The sequence below is a fragment of the Streptomyces sp. NPDC050856 genome, assembly GCF_040653855.1.
Taxonomy (GTDB): Bacteria; Actinomycetota; Actinomycetes; order Streptomycetales; family Streptomycetaceae; genus Streptomyces.
Genome location: NZ_JBFAGV010000008.1, coordinates 18,999 through 35,441 on the forward strand (window position 1 = coordinate 18,999; position 16,443 = coordinate 35,441).

Annotated in this window: 15 protein-coding genes and 1 pseudogene; 5 read left to right on the forward strand and 11 right to left on the reverse strand. The window is 75.5% G+C overall.

What is annotated here, in order from left to right; genetic code table 11:
• Positions 1-113: 113 nt before the first annotated feature.
• From AB0H53_RS10070 to AB0H53_RS10085, 4 genes are read right to left on the reverse strand one after another with little or no spacing between them, the layout of a single operon-like run.
• Positions 114-548, reverse strand: a complete 435-nt coding sequence (locus tag AB0H53_RS10070; protein WP_362109506.1) for a lasso peptide biosynthesis B2 protein — start codon at positions 546-548, stop codon at positions 114-116.
• Positions 545-799 (reverse strand): lasso peptide biosynthesis PqqD family chaperone, encoded by a 255-nt coding sequence (locus tag AB0H53_RS10075; protein WP_362109508.1) that lies wholly within the window; start codon positions 797-799, stop codon positions 545-547. Before AB0H53_RS10075 ends, AB0H53_RS10070 begins: the two co-directional genes overlap by 4 nt.
• A 26-nt stretch (positions 800-825) precedes the next feature.
• A complete protein-coding gene (locus AB0H53_RS10080) occupies positions 826-2,682 on the reverse strand; it encodes a lasso peptide isopeptide bond-forming cyclase (RefSeq protein ID WP_362109510.1) in 1,857 nt (618 codons plus the stop codon).
• Between the two features lie 28 nt (positions 2,683-2,710).
• On the reverse strand, positions 2,711-2,821 hold the full coding sequence (locus AB0H53_RS10085) for a keywimysin-related RiPP (RefSeq protein WP_311688311.1): 111 nt from the start codon (positions 2,819-2,821) through the stop codon (positions 2,711-2,713).
• Between the two features lie 629 nt (positions 2,822-3,450).
• On the opposite strand from AB0H53_RS10085, the gene AB0H53_RS10090 reads away from it, so the two are divergent.
• Positions 3,451-4,227, forward strand: coding sequence for a hypothetical protein (locus AB0H53_RS10090; RefSeq protein WP_362109512.1), 777 nt, complete (start codon positions 3,451-3,453; stop codon positions 4,225-4,227).
• Positions 4,228-4,488: 261 nt separating this feature from the next.
• On the opposite strand, the pseudogene AB0H53_RS10095 reads toward AB0H53_RS10090, so the two are convergent.
• A pseudogene (locus AB0H53_RS10095) lies at positions 4,489-4,797 on the reverse strand (cupin domain-containing protein); the annotation flags it as partial.
• A 21-nt stretch (positions 4,798-4,818) separates the two neighbouring features.
• On the reverse strand, positions 4,819-5,586 hold the full coding sequence (locus tag AB0H53_RS10100) for a GntR family transcriptional regulator (protein ID WP_362109514.1): 768 nt from the start codon (positions 5,584-5,586) through the stop codon (positions 4,819-4,821).
• Positions 5,587-5,769: 183 nt separating this feature from the next.
• Here AB0H53_RS10100 and AB0H53_RS10105 point away from each other — a divergent pair, with 183 nt between their 5' ends.
• Both AB0H53_RS10105 and AB0H53_RS10110 read left to right on the forward strand, forming a co-directional pair.
• Positions 5,770-6,627, forward strand: a complete 858-nt coding sequence (locus tag AB0H53_RS10105) for a (2Fe-2S)-binding protein (RefSeq protein ID WP_362109516.1) — start codon at positions 5,770-5,772, stop codon at positions 6,625-6,627.
• A gap of 203 nt (positions 6,628-6,830) precedes the next feature.
• Complete coding sequence (locus tag AB0H53_RS10110; RefSeq protein ID WP_362109518.1) at positions 6,831-7,973, forward strand: DUF2637 domain-containing protein; 1,143 nt, start codon at positions 6,831-6,833, stop codon at positions 7,971-7,973.
• 49 nt (positions 7,974-8,022) lie between these two features.
• Here AB0H53_RS10110 and AB0H53_RS10115 read toward each other — a convergent pair whose 3' ends face one another.
• The 3 genes from AB0H53_RS10115 to AB0H53_RS10125 form a co-directional block, all read right to left on the reverse strand.
• Positions 8,023-8,385, reverse strand: a complete 363-nt coding sequence (locus AB0H53_RS10115) for an ATP-binding protein (RefSeq protein WP_362109820.1) — start codon at positions 8,383-8,385, stop codon at positions 8,023-8,025.
• A 332-nt stretch (positions 8,386-8,717) separates the two neighbouring features.
• On the reverse strand, positions 8,718-10,460 hold the full coding sequence (locus AB0H53_RS10120; RefSeq protein WP_362109520.1) for a pyruvate dehydrogenase: 1,743 nt from the start codon (positions 10,458-10,460) through the stop codon (positions 8,718-8,720).
• Between the two features lie 51 nt (positions 10,461-10,511).
• A complete protein-coding gene (locus AB0H53_RS10125; protein WP_362109522.1) occupies positions 10,512-11,837 on the reverse strand; it encodes a protein phosphatase 2C domain-containing protein in 1,326 nt (441 codons plus the stop codon).
• Positions 11,838-12,092: 255 nt separating this feature from the next.
• Here AB0H53_RS10125 and AB0H53_RS10130 point away from each other — a divergent pair, with 255 nt between their 5' ends.
• Together AB0H53_RS10130 and AB0H53_RS10135 are read left to right on the forward strand one after the other, a co-directional pair.
• Entirely contained in the window at positions 12,093-13,064 is a 972-nt protein-coding gene (locus AB0H53_RS10130; RefSeq protein WP_362109822.1) for a helix-turn-helix domain-containing protein, read from the forward strand.
• A gap of 63 nt (positions 13,065-13,127) precedes the next feature.
• On the forward strand, positions 13,128-13,610 hold the full coding sequence (locus AB0H53_RS10135; RefSeq protein ID WP_362109524.1) for a DUF456 domain-containing protein: 483 nt from the start codon (positions 13,128-13,130) through the stop codon (positions 13,608-13,610).
• Positions 13,611-13,653: 43 nt separating this feature from the next.
• Here AB0H53_RS10135 and AB0H53_RS10140 read toward each other — a convergent pair whose 3' ends face one another.
• Positions 13,654-14,988 (reverse strand): AlkA N-terminal domain-containing protein, encoded by a 1,335-nt coding sequence (locus AB0H53_RS10140; protein ID WP_362109824.1) that lies wholly within the window; start codon positions 14,986-14,988, stop codon positions 13,654-13,656.
• A 104-nt stretch (positions 14,989-15,092) separates the two neighbouring features.
• Positions 15,093-16,193, reverse strand: coding sequence for a ribosome small subunit-dependent GTPase A (gene rsgA, locus AB0H53_RS10145; RefSeq protein ID WP_362109526.1), 1,101 nt, complete (start codon positions 16,191-16,193; stop codon positions 15,093-15,095).
• Positions 16,194-16,443: the final 250 nt, after the last annotated feature.

Consider the following 16,443-nt stretch of genomic DNA (forward strand, 5'->3'; position numbering starts at 1 on the left):
GTCGGCCTCGTCGCTGTCCGCCGGTCCCGGTCCGCCGGCCCCGGACGCCACCGGCCTTCCGGCCGCCTTCCGGTCACCGGCCCCGCCCGGCGCCCGCTCCTCGGCCGTTCCGGTCATGGAGCCGGCCGGCTCACCGGGGCCACCGCCATGAGCCGGGTGAAGTAGTCGTCCGGTACGCCTTCGCCGATGGGCCTGCCGTCCGCCTCGATCCAGGCGTGCGCGGTGAACGGCGGCACGACCCGCGCGCCGGTGCACCAGGTCGGCCAGGTGCCGCCCAGCCGGCACAGCAGCGCCGCGCCCAGCGAGCGGGGCAGGCAGCCCTGCGGCCCGGCGCAGCGCAGGCTCACCGCGCACATGGCGTCCCGGGCGCCCTGGGCCCGGGCGGCGGTGGCGGGCGTGGCACCCCGGCGGACCAGGCCGAGCACGGCGCGGATGCGGCGCGGCGGCAGCAGGGAGAGCAGCAGCGCGGGCACCAGCACGAGGCGGGCGGCCAGCCGCCGGGTGAAGGGCACGCCGGCGGGCCGTTCCAGCGCGCTGGGTGTCGTCATGCCGCCAGCCCCGAGGTGCGGAGCTGGGCCACCAGCTCGGCGACGTCCTGTTCCGCCCGGGCCCGGTCGACGGCGAACGCCTCGACCAGCGCGTCGGCGGCGGCCGCCTCGTCGGCGCCGGTCAGCAGCGTCTTGACGACCAGGGTGGCGGTGGGGTTGAGCTCCCAGTACTGTCCGCTGCGCTCGTCCAGCAGGACCGTGCCGTAGTCGGTCTCCGCCGTGGAGACATCGGTGCCGAACCGCAGAGCCATGGTGTGCGTGCCTTTCGCTGGGTGCCTCAGGAGGGAGTGGGCGTATGCGTCCCGGGGGCCGGGGCCAGGCCGCGCAGCCACACCTCGCAGGCGATGGTCGAGTAGAGGATGGCGTCCCGCAGGCCGGGCGTGGCGGGCCGTTCGGCGAGGCGGCGCAGGGCGGCGGCGTCCACCAGGCCGAGCCCGGCCAGCCGGGAGTCCTCCCAGAGCGCCAGCAGGTCGCCACGGTGCTCGCGCAGCCCGTTGGCGGCGTCCATGGAGGCCGCCGCCTTGTTGGTGCGCCGCAGGCACACCTCGGGCACGATCCCGCTCATGGCCTCGGTCAGCAGTGGTTTGTACCGCCAGGGCGTCACCCTTTCGCTCGGCCGGACGGCGAGGCACGCCTCGATCACCCGGTCGTCGAGGAACGGCGACGCCATCGGCAGGCCGGACCGGGCGGCCATCCGGTCCCACTGGCGGATGACGCGGGTGCAGTCGCGGATCTGGGCCAGGTCGGCGTGCAGCCCCCGGTCCGGGTGGAGCGGCACCGCGTCGTGGGCCGCCTCCCTGATGGCCCGCGCGGCCAGCCGCTCGGCGTCCGGGGTCACCCAGCCGAACAGGCGGGGCGCCATGCCCCAGCCCAGCCCGGCCGCCACGGACGGGGGCAGGGGGTCGCGCAGATGGCGGGCGGAGTCGGCCAGCCACACCCGGTACGGCCGGGAGTCGGCCAGGGCGCGCGCGGTGCCGGCGAGCGGCCACTGCCACAGGGCCCGGAAGCCGCGCAGCCGGCGCAGCGCGAACAGCGGCCTGGTTCGCACCAGCCGGTGGTAGTACGCCTCCGAGCACCAGGCCACGTGGTCGCCGCCGATACCGGTCAGGTGCAGCCTGCTGCCCCGGGCGGCCAGGTCCGGCAGATGGTGCAGGACCCGTGAGCGGTCCATGACGCCGATGGTCGGCTCGTCCAGCAGGTCGTCGATGTCCAGCAGGTCGGTGTAGACCAGCGGGGAGGCATCGGCGTCCCAGACCACGTGCTCGACGTCCGGCAGGAACCCGGCCGCCTGCCGGGCCCAGTGCAGGTCGGTGTCGGCCGGGTCGCGCCCGGGCCAGGTGCCGGCCACCACCCGGGCCGGGGAGCGGTCGGCCAGGAAGCAGAGGGAGGTGGAGTCGAGTCCGCCGGAGAGGTCGCAACTGACCACGCCGCCCTGCCGGGTGCGGGCGTCGACCGCCTCGGTCAGCGCCTCGCGGACACGCGGCGCGCCCTGGGCGAGCGGCCGCACCGGCTCCGGCGGGGTCCACCAGCGCGAGTGGCGCGCCGTACGGCCGTCCGCCGCGACGATCAGCGCGTCCTCGGGAGCCAGCGCCGTGACCTCGTGCCAGAGGGAGGGCTCGGACAGCGGGTGGGGCACCGGCCACAGCAGCCGGACCGCGAGCTGTTCCCGGTCCGGCTCGGCGCCCAGCGCGGCGGCCAGTACGTCGGCGCTGGTCGCGGCGAGCCGGACGCCGTCGACCAGCGCGTGGAAGACCAGCCGGAGACCGGACGCGCTGCCCTGCACCCGGAGCCGGCCGTCGAGGGCCGCGACCAGGTGGAAGCTGCCGGCCAGGGTCCGGGCCAGGGCGTCGAGCCGGGCCAGGTCCCGCAGCCCGGCGGCATGGCGTTGCAGTGCGGCGGTGTCCGTCGGGCAGCAGCCGATCAGCGCGATGGCCGCGGTACCGGCGCGGGCGGTCACGAGCTCGTCGTCGTGCCACCGACCGACCAGCCAGGGCCGGCCCGAGGCGTGGGGCAGGACGCGTGTTCCGGGGCGGGTGAAGGAGCGGGCCGCGGCGGCCGCGTCCGCACGGTCGGGGAAGACCGTGAAGTGCGCGTCGCCGCGGCCCGGACCCGCACTTGCGTGCGTATCACTCATGGCGTCGAAGTACTCGCGCCCTCGACCGTCAGTTCTTGCTCAGGATGAGACGGTCGTTGCCGGACCGCTGGAGCAGCCCGGTCTTCTTGCGGAAGGAACCCAGCCGGACGAGCGTCGGCGCCTCGTAGGCCTTCTTCATGGCGTCTCCTTCTTGTGCGGTTTCACGCCACCGCCCGGAAGCGGTGGCGCCGTGCTCAGCAGGTTGCGCCGGTCCGGGTGGCCACCACAAGACATGCCTATATGTTCAGATCCTCATACTTCTTGCTGCCGGGAACGACCAGGTCGGGGCGTCGATCCCCGGTGAGGCGATACGGGGCAAGGGGCTCCCCCCGGGCCCCGGTCCTGGCGAAACGTTTCCACCTGCACGCGCCTCCGCCGCTTCGCGCGGTGGCCGAAACGCCGCTGCCACTCCGCCACCACGTCGCCGCCCGGCGCGTTCAGCCGCCCCCACACGCCCCTCCCGCGCTCGCTTTCCACTTCGCGCACCCGCGTACCGGCCCGCCTGGGCCGGCGTCCGACCCCGCGTCCGGCGGAGAGCCCACCGGAAGGGTCCCGGTTCACCTTTTCGGGGGAACCGCCCGGGCCGGTGGCACCACGGTGCCGGCCACTCCGGTCGCCCCCTCCGGAGCGGCGCCGGGGCCCTTCCGGGCGTCCCGGGTGGTGTCCCTGATTGTGAATCAATTCACCTGTGCCTCTTGGCCGTCGTGCCGATCCGTGCTGAGATTCCTCCCGACTCAACAGCTCAATGGCGCGCTCGGGGAGGGCAATGTGGCGCATACCGCCATGTCTGGTTCCGGAACGACCGAAAGCGACGATCCTCTCCAGACCGCGGTATGGCGGCTGCGCTCGCGCGGCTGTTGGACCGACGCGGCCGCCCTCCTCGCCCCGCACGCCGCCGCCCCCCGCGTGGCGATCCAGCGCGCCTCACTGCTGATCGAGCGGTGTCTGTACACGGAGCGGGGCTGGGCGGAGGCGGACGACGCCCTGCGCGCGGCCGAGGCGCTCGCCCAGGGTGACGACGAGCGCGGCGCGGCGGCCTGTGAGCGTGGCTACCTCGCCTACGCCTCGACGCTGCTGGGGGCACGGGACCGGACCGACGAGGCGCGGGCGGCGCTGGGGCGGGCCGCCGCGCTGATCGACCCGGCCGCGCCCGGCCGCCCGCTGCTGGACTTCCGGCGCGGCCTGATCGCCCAGTACCTGGCCGACTCCCCGCAGTCCGCGTACGCCGCGTACCGCCGGGCCCACGCGGGCGCCACCGCCCGGGGCGACACGTTACTGCTCTCCTTCACCTGGCGGCACCTGGCGGGGCTGGCCCTGCGTGACGGCGAACTGGCCGAGGCCCGGCACGGATTCGCCGAGTCGCTGCGCCTCCGGGAGGAGCTGGGCTACCTCGTCGGCACCGCCCCGGCGCTGGCCGCCCTGGCGGACGCCGAACCGGAGCCGGAGGCGGCCCGCCTGCGCGCGGAGGCCCGCCGGCTGCTGCGACTGTTGGGCGGGGTGCCCACCTGGCTCGCGGTCCAGCTCGCGCCACGGGCGGCGGCCTGACCCGGCCCCACGGCCTCCCCGGCCGGGCGGGCCCACCCGGTCGGGCAGGCCCTCCCGGTCCGCCCGGATCGGCCGGGGCGGGGAGCGGGTGCCCGCCGCGCGGGGAGGGCGGGGCGGACGGCGCCAGAAGACCAGCCCGTGCTTCTCCGCCAGGCTCATGGTCGCCGCCATGTCGGTGGCGCAGCCGTAAGGGGCCACCCGCTGTTCCAGCTCCTGTGGGCACAGGTCGTCACCGAGCCGGTCGAGCAGCCGGAAGGTGTGCCATTCGCCGCGCGGCTTGAAGACCAGGTCGCCGGGCCCGGCCACCACCTCCTCGTCGCCGAACCGCGCGCCGACCGATCCTTCGAGGATGAAACCGAACGCGTCCTCGCGGGTGTGCTTGTGCACGGGTGCGGCGAGGACTCTGGGTGGGTGCTCGACGAGCGAGAAGCGACCGCCCCACTCATGGCCGTCGATGAGGAACCGGTCTCCGCAGGCCCGCTCCGGCTGGTGGAGCTCGCCCTCCTCAGGACCCAGTATCCGGTGCTCGACCACGGTGCACACCGGCCTGCACCAGGAGCGCGTGGCCATCCAGTGCCACGACACGCGCGCTCACGGCGCGCCGGTGAAGTGCTCCCGGACGAGTGACTCCACGACCGCCAGGTCCTGGGCGATGAGCGCGTCCAGCAGGGCGCCGTGTTCCGCCGCGTCCGCGACCAGGTCGGCGCGGCGGGTCGCCGGGCCGTTCGTCAGCGGCCACTGGGAGCGGCGGTGCAGGTCCTCGGCGACGGCGACCAGCTGTTCGTTGCCGGCCAGGCCGAGCAGCGCGCGGTGGAAGGCGCGGTCCCGCTCGCTGTAGTGGGCGCGGTCGCCGCGGGCCGCGGCCGCGGCCGTCTCCTCGGCGAGGGGGCGCAGCTCGGCCCAGCGCGCGGCCGGGACCGTACGGGCCAGCCGCAGCATCACCGGGACCTCGATCAGGGCGCGGACCTCGGCGAGTTCCGCCAGCTCACGCGGGGTGCGCTCGACGACACGGAAGCCGCGGTTGAGCACGACCTCCACGGCGCCCTCGACGGCGAGCTGCTGCATCGCCTCGCGGACCGGGGTGGCCGAGACGCCGAAGCGCGCGGCGAGGGCGGGCGCCGAGTAGACCTCGCCGGGGGCCAGCTCCCCGGCGACGAGCGCGGTGCGCAGCGCGGTCAGGACCTGGCCGCGCACCGAGTGGCGCTGGACGAGACGCCGGCCGGGCGGGGCGGCCGGCTCCGTGGTGTGCGCGGAGGCGGGGGCCGGGACCTCACCGTGGGTGTGCTCGCCGCGCGCCCGACCCGGAAGCCGGGGGGCGGGCGCGCGCGGCGCGGCCCCGCGCGCTGTGGCCTGCTCCACTCGGGTCCTCCTGGCGTCTCGTACCGGGGGCCCGCTCGCGGTGTGCGGGGCCCGTGTGCACCATAGGCGCACCGGGCGGCCCGCGTGCCCCGGGGGTGCTCATCGGCGGAGGACCACAACATGGATCGCATCCGGTAAGGTAAGCCTTACCTGCACAACGATCGCGATTCGGTGGTCCCCTGCATGCCCGCAGAAGCCCTGCTCCCCGGCCTCCACTCCGCGCTGACCTCACCCGTCGCGGACGCCTACGCCCGTCTCACCGAGATCTTCCCGGGGCTGCGGGTGCGGGAGCTGGCCGACGGTGAGCGGGCCCCGCGCGGCAACGGCTGGGTCGGAGCGGACGAACTCGCGGCCGGCGGCCCCGCCCTCGACGCCTTCCTCTCCTGGGACGACGCCCAGGTGCTGCGGGACTACGGGCAGCGGGCCCGGCCCGACGTGGTCGCCAGCTTCGGGCTGCACCGCTACGCATGGCCCGCCTGCCTCCTGGTGACCGTGCCCTGGTTCCTGCACCGCCGGGTGCCGCGGCTGCCCGTGGCGGACGTCGCCTTCCAGCGGGCCCTGGGCCGGATGGCGGTGCGGGTGCGGGAGTTCGCGTGCCTGCCGGGCGACCCGGCGGCCGCGCTGCCCGGTGCCCGGGTGGTGGCCGACGAGGAGTCCCTGCGCGGCGAGGTGCGGACGGCCGTCGCCGAGCATCTGGGGCCGGTACTGGAGGGGTTCGGGCCACGGATGCGGCGCGGCAAGCGGGCGCTGTGGGGCATGGCGACGGACGAGATCGTCGAGGGCCTGTGGTACGTGGCGCACCTGCTGGACGAGGAGCCGCGCGCCATGGCCGAACTGGACCTGCTGCTGCCCGGCACCGCCAAGCCGTACGTCGGCACGGCGGGCTTCCGTGAGCTGACCGGTCCGGACGGCGCCGCCCTGCCCACCCGGGACCGGGCGAGCTGCTGCCTCTTCTACACCCTGCGCCCCGAGGACACCTGTGTGACCTGCCCGCGCACCTGTGACGCCGAGAGGGTCCGCCGCCTCAGCGCCTCCGCGTAACCGCCCGGGAGCCGTCCCCCCTCGCCACTCCACCCGGTCGAGTGAGTCGAATCGAACGCGACACGGCGTGCTCAAGCGGGAGTTCGAGGGAATTGCCGTTCATCCCACCTATTGGCGTTCCGTTACCCGGAAAGCTCGTGGCACGCGTGTCGCTTCGGCCACTATGACGCCGGAACACCCCACGGCGATACGAGGAACACCGCATGACACTGACCGAGATATCGCTCGCCTGGCTGCTTCCCGGCGGCGTGATGATCGCGGGAGTCCTGGCGGCGGTGGCGGTACTCGCGCGCGGCAGGCGCGCCGGGCGCAAGACCGCGGCCGACGACTCCTGGGAGCGCGACAAGGAGCGCCGGCGGCGCAAGGAAGCCGTCTACGGCACCGCCTCCTACCTGCTCCTGTTCTGCTGCGCCGCGGTGGCCGCCGCGCTCTCCTTCCACGGCCTGGTCGGCTTCGGCCGGCAGAACCTCAACCTCTCCGGCGGCTGGGAGTACCTGGTCCCCTTCGGACTCGACGGCGCCGCGATGTTCTGCTCCGTCCTGGCGGTGCGCGAGGCGAGCCACGGCGACGCGGCCCTCGGTTCCCGGCTCCTGGTCTGGACGTTCGCGGGGGCCGCCGCCTGGTTCAACTGGGTGCACGCGCCACGCGGACTGGGGCACGCGGGCGCGCCGCAGTTCTTCGCGGGCATGTCGCTGTCGGCGGCGGTGCTGTTCGACCGGGCGCTGAAGCAGACCCGCCGCGCCGCGCTGCGCGAGCAGGGCCTGGTGCCCCGGCCGCTGCCGCAGATCCGGATCGTACGGTGGTTGCGGGCGCCCCGTGAGACGTTCGCAGCCTGGTCGCTGATGCTGCTGGAGGGCGTGCGGACACTGGACGAGGCGGTCGACGAGGTCCGTGAGGACCGGCGGCAGAAGCGGCAGCAGCGGCTCCGCGGGCGCGAGCGGCGCAAGCTGGAACGGGCGCACCTCAAGGCGCTCAACCGCCGGCACCGGGCCTGGGGTCCCGGACGGGGCGGCGGCCGTCAGGTCGACGTCACCACGGCGTCCGCCGCGGAGCCCGTCATAGCCGAGCCGGGACAGCCGCCGCACCGCTCCCGGCCCTCCCTCCAGGCCGTCAAGGGCACTGAACCCGGATCGACGAGGCCCGGTCCGGCCGACACCCGCCCGGCCCGGACCTCTCCGGCCGACGGCTCTCCGGCCGACGACCTTCCGGCCGACGACCTTCCGGCCGAAACGCACCCGTTCGCATACCGCACCGTGGACCTCACCGCCGAGGACGACACCCAGGCGCTGCCGCGCCTTGCCTCCCTGGAGCGCAAACTGAGGGATCTGGAGCAGCAGTTCGGCTGAGGCGGCGCGCCGGCGGGCCCGGCGGGCCCGCCCGGTCCGCCCGGTCCGCTCAGGCGGCCGGGGCGGAGAGCTCGAACCAGACGACCTTCCCCATGCCATGGGTGGTGACGCCCCACTCGTCGGCGAGGGCCTGCACCAGGAACAGACCCCGGCCGTGGGTGCGCTCGCCGCACTCCGGCAGATGCGGCCGGGGCGGTTCCGGAACGAAGTCCCGGACCTCCACCCGTAACCTCCCCGGGGTCACCCTGGCGGTGACGACGGCGCCGTGGTCGGTGTGTATCAGCGCGTTGGTCACCAGCTCACTGGTGAGCAGCTCCGCCGCGTCGGTCGTCTCCGGCCGGCCCCAGTGCCGCAGCAGCTCGCGCAGGGACCGCCGCACCTCCGGGACGGCGGTGATGTCCGCCCGGCCGATTCTCCGCCGCCACTGCGGCGGCTCCCGCGTGAGATCCTCGCGGCCCGGGCGCCCCTCCTCGGGTGCCCAGTCCCGCTCGCCGGTCACGGGTCCGGCCCCTGCCTGACGCCCACTCATAGCCCCCACCCGCACGTCGTCGGCCCTTTCCCTCGAACAGGCTCACGGGATGCATGCCCCTGCCTACACATCGTCACGCCTCCCGGCCGTCCCCGGAGGCGGGCGCACAAGGGCGCACCGGGGCAAGGCCCCCTCCCGGGCAGCGCCTCACGGGCAGAGGAGGAGCAGGGAGGCATGCACCGCCGGTGCGCCCTCGCGCCACGCGCCCCGCCGGCTCAGGGCCGCGGCACGTTGCGCAGGTTGGAGCGGGCCATCTGGAGCATCCGGCCCACTCCCCCGTCCAGCACGATCTTGCCGGCGGAGAGCGCGAAGCCGGTCACCATCTCGGCCTTGATCTTCGGTGGGATGGACAGGGCGTTGGGGTCGGTGACCACGTCGACGAGGGCCGGGCCCTTGTGCTTGAAGGCGTCCTTGAGCGCGCCCGCCAGATGCTTGGGCTTCTCCACCCGCACCCCGTGGGCCCCGGCCGCGCGGGCGATGGCCGCGAAGTCGGTGTGGTGGTGGTCCGTGCCGTACGACGGCAGGCCCGCCACCATCATCTCCAGCTCCACCATGCCCAGGGAGGAGTTGTTGAACAGCACCACCTTCACCGGCAGGTCCTGCTGCACCAGGGTGAGGAAGTCACCCATCAGCATGGAGAATCCGCCGTCGCCGGACATGGAGACGACCTGGCGCCCCCGGTCGGCCTGCTGGGCGCCGATCGCCTGCGGCAGCGCGTTGGCCATCGAGCCGTGGTTGAAGGAGCCGATGATGCGGCGCCGGCCGTTGGGGGTGAGGTAGCGGGCGGCCCAGACGTTGCACATCCCGGTGTCCACGGTGAACACGGCGTCGTCGTCCGCCAGTTCGTCCAGCACGGACGCCACGTACTCGGGGTGGACGGGGGTGTGCTTCTCCACCTTGCGGGTGTACGCCTTGACGACCCCCTCCAGGGCGTCGGTGTGCTTCTTCAGCATCTTGTCGAGGAACTTGCGGTTCGTCTTGGGGCGCACGCGCGGGGTGAGGCAGCGCAGTGTCTCGCGCACGTCACCCCAGACGGCCAGGTCCAGCTTGGAGCGGCGGCCGAGGTGTTCGGCCCGTACGTCGACCTGGGCGATCTTCACGTCGTCGGGGAGGAAGGCCCGGTACGGGAAGTCGGTGCCCAGCAGGAGCAGCAGGTCGCACTCGTGGGTGGCCTCGTAGGCGGCGCCGTACCCCAGGAGCCCGCTCATGCCGACGTCGAACGGGTTGTCGTACTGGATCCACTCCTTGCCGCGCAGCGCGTGTCCCACCGGGGCCTTGACGCGCTCGGCGAACTGCATGACCTCGGCGTGGGCGCCGGCCGTACCGCTGCCGCAGAAGAGCGTGACCTTCTCGGCGTCGTCGATCATGCGGACGAGCGCGTCGATCTCGGTGTCGCCGGGGCGCACGGTGGGGCGCGTGGTCACGAGTGTGTGCTCGGCAAGCTTCTCGGGGGCGGGCTCGGAGGCCAGGTCGCCGGGGAGCGCCACCACACTGACCCCGCGCCGGCCCACCGCGTGCTGGATCGCGGTCTGGAGCACCCGGGGCATCTGCTGGGGACTGGAGATCAGCTCGCAGTAGTGGCTGCACTCCTGGAACAGCCGGTCGGGGTGGGTCTCCTGGAAGAAGCCGAGGCCGATCTCGCTGGAGGGGATGTGCGAGGCGAGGGCGAGGACCGGGGCCATCGAGCGGTGCGCGTCGTAGAGGCCGTTGATGAGGTGGAGGTTGCCCGGACCGCAGGAACCGGCGCAGGCCGTGAGCCTGCCGGTGATCTGGGCCTCGGCACCGGCCGCGAACGCCGCGGCCTCCTCGTGCCTGACGTGGACCCAGTCGATGCCCGGGGTGCGGCGGATGGCGTCGACCACCGGGTTCAGGCTGTCACCGACCACGCCGTACAGCCGCTGCACACCGGACCGGACGAGGATCTCAATGAATTGTTCCGCGACGTTCTGTTTGGCCATATGGTCATCTTTGACGGAATCTCCGCCGTTACGCCTCTCGCACCGCTGTGGTTACGCCTCCCAGACGGCCACCGCCGTCCGGTCGTCCGCGTAGCCCTTCGTCCGTAGCTGGGTGTCCGCGAGGAAGGCGGCCAGGCCCGGCGGCTCCTCCGCCGCCCACCGCTCGGCGAGCTCCTCGGCGAGTGCGGGCTCACCCCGCAACGGCTCGGCGAACCCTCGGCCGGCCAGCAGCAGCGTGTCACCCGGGCGGGCCACGGAGGCGCGGAACCGGAACGCCCCGGCGGGCGGCCCCGGCGGGTCGTCCGGGGCCGGCGGGTCCTCCGGGACGGGAGGGGCGGACGGTCCGGACCGTGCCGGTCCCGGCGGTGAACCCACGACGACCGCCTCACCGGTGAGCGCGGCCGGGTCCGGCGGCGGTGGCTCGATGTCCTGCCAGGCACCACCGCGCAACCGGAACAGCCCGCCCTCCCCGACGCCGAAGAACACCCGGGTACGGCAGCCGGGGTCGGCGGTCAGCAGCAGGCAGCGCAGGCTAGCGGTGTACCGGCCCGGCTCCAGACCGAGGTCCGTGGCGCGGGCCCGCAGTCTGCCGTAGGCACGGGCGGTGAGCCGGTGCAGGCCGGACTTGAGGTCGCCCCGGCGGCCCGCCCTGATGTCCTCGCCGAGGCGGACGTGGTGGCGGCCGACGGCCTCGCCGATCCAGCGGCAGGCGTCGGCGGCGGCCAGGTGGCCGGCCTCCGCGGCCCGGTCGCCGGTCGCCACCGCGACCAGCACCAGCGCGGCCTCTCCGGTGCCGAACCGCGCGGTCAGCAGGGCGTCCCGGCGCGGCTCGCCCCGGTTCCGGGCGGAGTCCCCGCGCACCGAGGCGGCCCGCAGCGTGTACGTGCCGTACCGGGCGCCGTCCAGGACGGTGTCGGCGACCAGCTCGTCCAGTTGGTGCGGGTGGGCCGGGGGCAGCGCGGTGGGCTCGGGCTCGTACGTGGGCGGCCCGTCGCCGACGTACTCGCCGCGCGGGCGCGGCGGACGGGGAGCGCGTGACCCGGAAGCGGGGGGCGCCGGGGACGCGGCGCCCGGGAAGGTGCGGGGGCCCGTGGGGCCGCCAGGGGGCTCCCAGGGGGCCCGGTCGTGGTCGCCACGGGGGCGGGCCGGCGGTCCGGCCGGCGCGGCTCGCCGCTCCGGCCGGGTGGGTGGGCGCCCGGCCGGGACCTCCGGCGCCGGGCGGGCCGGCGGGACCGTGACGGTGTCCGACGCCGATGCGAACCGGTCGTCCAGCGTGTCGCCCGTGGCGGCCGGACCCGTGTCGGGCGCGTCGGTGTCGTACAGCTCGTCCCACCAGCCGTCCTCGTCGCCGGCGGGCCTCTCCCCCTGTGGACTCATGCCGTTCATTGTCCACCGGCCGGGGCGTACCGGAGCGGCGCGACCGGAAAAGTGACCGTTCCGAAGTCGTGGGACCGCGGCCCGGGTTACGGCCCCGGTGGGGTGCGTGCCGGCCGGGCGGGGAGGCGGGGAATGATGAGCCCGGCGACCGCGCGCCGGAGAACGGCGGGGAGCCATGGAGCGCCGGGGAGCGCCGGGAGGACCGGAGCCAGGGGCGGCAGGGGCGACACAGGGGGACGAAGGGTGGCGGCAGGGGTGCTGGCGGCGATAGGTCTCGACGGGCTCCAGGAGTCGGCGTACCGCGCGCTGGTCGCGCTCGGCGCCGCGGAGGTGGGCGACCTGGCGCACCGGCTGGCGGTGTCCGCCGCCGGCACCGAGGAGGCGCTGCGGCGGCTGGAGGCACGGGGCCTGGCAGCCCGGTCACCGGCCCGCGCCGGGCGGTGGGTGGCGGCACCGCCGGGGGTGGCGCTGGCCGCCCTGCTCGCCCGGCAGCGGCAGGATCTGGAGCGGGCGGAGCTGGCGGCGGCGCGGCTGGCGGAGGAGTACCGGGCCGACCCGGCGGAGCCGGCCGCGCACGACCTGGTGGAGGTGGTGACCGGCGCGAGCGCGGTGGCGCACCGGCGCCGCCAGCTGGAGCTGGCCGCGACCGGGGAGATCCGCGCCCTGGTGACCGGCGTCCCGGCCGCCGCGCCGGGAAAGCGGTCGGGCGTGTCCCGCCGGGTGGTGGCCGAGCGGGCGGTGCTGGACCTGCCGGGCGGCGTCGGCGTTCTGGCGGAGCTCGGCGGTGCGCAGGGGGTACGGGTGGCGGACCGGGTACCGATGGAGCTGGTCGTCGCGGACCGGGCTCTCGCCATGGTCCCCCTGACCGGACCGGGAGCGGAGCCGGCCGCGCTGGTGGTGCACGCCAGCGAGCTGCTGGAGTCGCTGACCGGTGTGTTCGAGGTGGTGTGGCGGGAGGCGCTGCCGCTGCGGACGCGGCCGGCCGGGGGAACGGGCGGACCGGACCGGGGGACACCGGCCGGCCCGGACGCGACGGACCTGGAGATCCTGTCGCTGCTGCTGGCCGGGATGACGGACGCGAGCGCCGCCAAGCAGTTGGAGCTGGGGCTGCGGACCGTACAGCGCCGGGTGCGGGGGCTGATGGACCTGACGGGCGCCACCACCCGGCTCCAGTTGGGCTGGCACGCGTACGAACGCGGCTGGGTGACGCGGGACGCCTCCGCCTGACGGGGGTCCCGGCGACGGCCCGGGCGAACTGCGTGTTCCCGGCAGGTCGGGCAGGCTGGACAGATGGGTGCGTGGCAGCTCGTACTGGTCGGGCTGGTGATGCTCCTCGGACTGCTCGGTGTCCTGCTGCCGGGCGTGCCGGGGCCGTGGCTGGTGTGGGCCGCGGTGCTGTGGTGGTCGCTGCATGTGCGGACCTCGCTCGCCTGGTGGCTGCTGGTCGGCTCCACCGCGCTGCTGCTGGTGACCCAGGTCGTGGTCTGGCACCTGCCCGCCCGCCGGCTGCGGGGCCTGGGGGTGAACCGCCGCATGGTCGTGTACGCCGGGGTGGGCGCCCTGCTGGGGTTCGTCCTGGTGCCCGTGATCGGCGCCGTGCCCGGATACGTCGGCGGTGTCTACCTCTCGGAGCGGCTGCGCCTGGGCGGCCACGGGCCGGCGCTGGCGTCCACCCGGACGGTGATGCGCGCGATCGGCACCAGCGTCCTGGTGGAGCTGTTCGCCTGCCTGCTGGTCGTCGGCGCGTGGGTGGGCGCCGCGGCCGGGGGCTGAGCGCGGCGGGGCGCCCGCCGGGCCGGCCCGGCGCGGTCACCGCTCAGCGGCCGGCCAGGTACCGCGAGGCGTACGAGCGCCAGGGGCGCCACCGCGCGCGGTCGGCCCGGGCGTCCAGTGCCACGTCCGGGTCGCCGAGGGCCCGCGTCCGGATCAGCGCGGCGGTGGCCGGGGTGATGCCGGGCAGGGCGCGCAGCGCGCGTTCGGCCCCGTCCCGGTCGGCCCCCGGGTCCAGCCGCACCTCGCCGGCCGCGAGCGCGGCGGCCAGCGGCCCGGCCCCGGGGTGGCCGGTGAGCTCGGCGGGGCGGGGGAACAGGTGTGTGAGGCCGCCGCACGGGCTGTCCAGCGCCGTGCCGTACTCCTCGACCAGCCGCGCCGCCTCGGCGGATCCGACCAGCGCCCGTACCGCGAACTCCTCCGGCTCGGCCGCGCCGGGCGAGCGCAGTCCGGGCCGGGCGGCCACGAGCGGACCGAGCGCCGCGTCGGCGCCGAGCCGTTCCGCCACCGCGTACGGGTCGGCGTCCAGGTCGAACAGGCGGCGCAGCCGCTGTACGGCGGTGGTGAGGTCCCGCAGGTCGGTGAGGTGGACACGGGCCTCCAGCCAGCGGCCGGGCGACCGCTCGTCGACGGCGGCGATCCCCGAGCCGTACGGCAGCCGGAGGGTACGCCGGTAGGTACGGGCGCCGGGAGGGCCGGTCACCTCCTCGATCCGGTCGACCGCCTCGGCCGCGAGCAGGTCGAAGACGTCACCCGCGGCGTACGGGCCGCGGTGGGCCAGCCGCAGCGGGATACCGGCCGTGGGGGCGCCGGCGCCGGCGCGGCCACCGCGCTCCGCGCGCAGTCCGCTGGGGGTGCGGGCGTAGATCTGCCGGATCGTGTCGTTGAACTGCCGCACGCTGGCGAAACCCGCGGCGAACGCGATTTCGGTGATCGGGAGCCGGGTGGTGCGCAGCAGTACCCGCGCGGTGTGGGCGCGCTGGGCGCGGGCGAGCGCGACGGGCCCCGCGCCGAGCTCGGCGTTGAGGTGGCGCCGCACCTGGCGGTCGCTGTAACCGAGCCGTCCGGCCAGTCCGGGCACACCCTCGCGGTCGACCACGCCGTCACCGATCAGGCGGATGGCGCGGCCGACGACATCGGCGCGCACGTTCCAGGCGGCCGAGCCGGGCACGGCGTCCGGCCGGCACCGGCGGCACGCCCGGAAGCCGTTCACCTGGGCGGCGGCGGCCGTCGGAAAGAACCGGACGTTCTCCCTCCGGGGCGTGACGGCCGGGCAGCTGGGCCGGCAGTAGATGCCGGTGGTCGCCACGGCGAAGAAGAACTCGCCGTCGAAGCGCGCGTCGCGGCTGCTCACCGCCTCGTACTTGGTCTCCTCGTCCACCGTCACGGCACCCAGTGTGCGCCGCCGGCCGGGGCGCGACCGGCGGTTTCCGGACACGACGCTGCCCGGCCGCCGGGCCCGGGCCGGGCCCGGCGGCCGGGGGGTCAGCCCACGCGCCCGCGCTTCGCGGCCAGGGCCGCGCGGCCCTCCGCGCCCTTGCGCTTCCAGTCCTTGCGGATCTCCGAGCGCAGCCGGGCGTCCGTCTTGGCGACGATGCGCTGGTTCTCCCGCAGCAGCTTGCGGTAGCTCTCCAGCCGCCGCGGCTGCAGCGTGCCGTCCTCGACGGCGGCCAGCACCGCACAGCCCGGCTCCGCGTGGTGCGCGCAGTCCTGGAAGCGGCAGCCCCCGGCCAGTTCCTCGACCTCCGCGAAGACCTGGCCGACCCCGGCGCCGGCGTCCCACAGCCCCACACCGCGCAGCCCCGGGGTGTCGATGAGGGTGCCGCCTCCCGGCAGGAGGAGGAGGTTGCGGGTGGTGGTGGTGTGCCGGCCCTTGCCGTCGGCGTCGCGGACGGCCCGGACGCCCATGGAGTCCTCGCCGGTGAGGGCGTTGGCCAGGCTGGACTTGCCGGCGCCCGACTGGCCGAGCAGGACGCTCGTACCGCCCGCGACGACGGCGGCGAGCACGTCGACGCCCTCGCCGGTGGCGGAGCTGACCGCGAGGACCCGGGCCCCGGGCGCGGCCGTCTCCACGTCCCGCACGAGGTAGGAGAGCCCGACCGGGTCGGGCACCAGGTCGGCCTTGGTGAGCACCACGAGCGGCTGGGCGCCGGACTCCCAGGCGAGGGCGAGGAACCGCTCCACCCGGCCGAGGTCCAGCTCGACGGCCAGCGGGACCGCGATGATCGCGTGGTCGACGTTGGCCGCGAGGACCTGCCCCTCGGAGCGCTTGGACGAGGTGGAGCGCACGAAGGCGGTACGGCGCGGCAGGTACGCGCGTACGTACCGGGGATTGCCGTCGGGGTCGACGGCGGCCCAGTCCCCGGTGCACACGACCCGCAGCGGATCGTGCGGGGTGACGAAAGCGGTGTCCGCGCGGACCGTGCCGTCCGGGGTGACGACGTCGCACTGGCCGCGGTCCACCCGGACGACCCGGCCGGGGACCAGTCCCCGGGCGGCGTGGGGGGCGAACGCGGCGGCCCAGGACTCGTCCCAGCCGTAGGGGGCTAGGGCGTGCGGGGAGGCGGCGCTGGTGGAGAGAGGCAAGGGGGAACCCTTCACAGGGTGGCCCCGGCGGCGCGCGCACGGCGCGCGGGAAGGATCGGGTCAGCCGGAGGCCACGGAGGTGTGGTGGACGGACTTCTGGATGCGGGCGGCACCCTTCACAGCGACAGCCATCGGTCACACCTCCCAGTTCTGCGCTCTTCGCGGTCGGCCGCGGTCGATCAGGCCGCAGTCGACCACGGCCCGGTGCACGGCGCCGCACAACCCGGCCCGTGTCGGAACGCCCTCAGCC

Bases quoted from the DNA above. Each gene is read 5' to 3' on its own strand.
- AB0H53_RS10075 (WP_362109508.1), bottom strand. From the start codon at position 799: ATGGCTCTGCGGTTCGGCACCGATGTCTCCACGGCGGAGACCGACTAC.
- AB0H53_RS10120 (WP_362109520.1), bottom strand. From the start codon at position 10,460: ATGGCCAAACAGAACGTCGCGGAACAATTCATTGAGATCCTCGTCCGG.
- AB0H53_RS10110 (WP_362109518.1), top strand. From the start codon at position 6,831: ATGACACTGACCGAGATATCGCTCGCCTGGCTGCTTCCCGGCGGCGTG.
- AB0H53_RS10080 (WP_362109510.1), bottom strand. From the start codon at position 2,682: ATGAGTGATACGCACGCAAGTGCGGGTCCGGGCCGCGGCGACGCGCAC.
- AB0H53_RS10070 (WP_362109506.1), bottom strand. From the start codon at position 548: ATGACGACACCCAGCGCGCTGGAACGGCCCGCCGGCGTGCCCTTCACC.
- AB0H53_RS10085 (WP_311688311.1), bottom strand. From the start codon at position 2,821: ATGAAGAAGGCCTACGAGGCGCCGACGCTCGTCCGGCTGGGTTCCTTC.
- AB0H53_RS10135 (WP_362109524.1), top strand. From the start codon at position 13,128: ATGGGTGCGTGGCAGCTCGTACTGGTCGGGCTGGTGATGCTCCTCGGA.
- AB0H53_RS10125 (WP_362109522.1), bottom strand. From the start codon at position 11,837: ATGAGTCCACAGGGGGAGAGGCCCGCCGGCGACGAGGACGGCTGGTGG.
- AB0H53_RS10105 (WP_362109516.1), top strand. From the start codon at position 5,770: ATGCCCGCAGAAGCCCTGCTCCCCGGCCTCCACTCCGCGCTGACCTCA.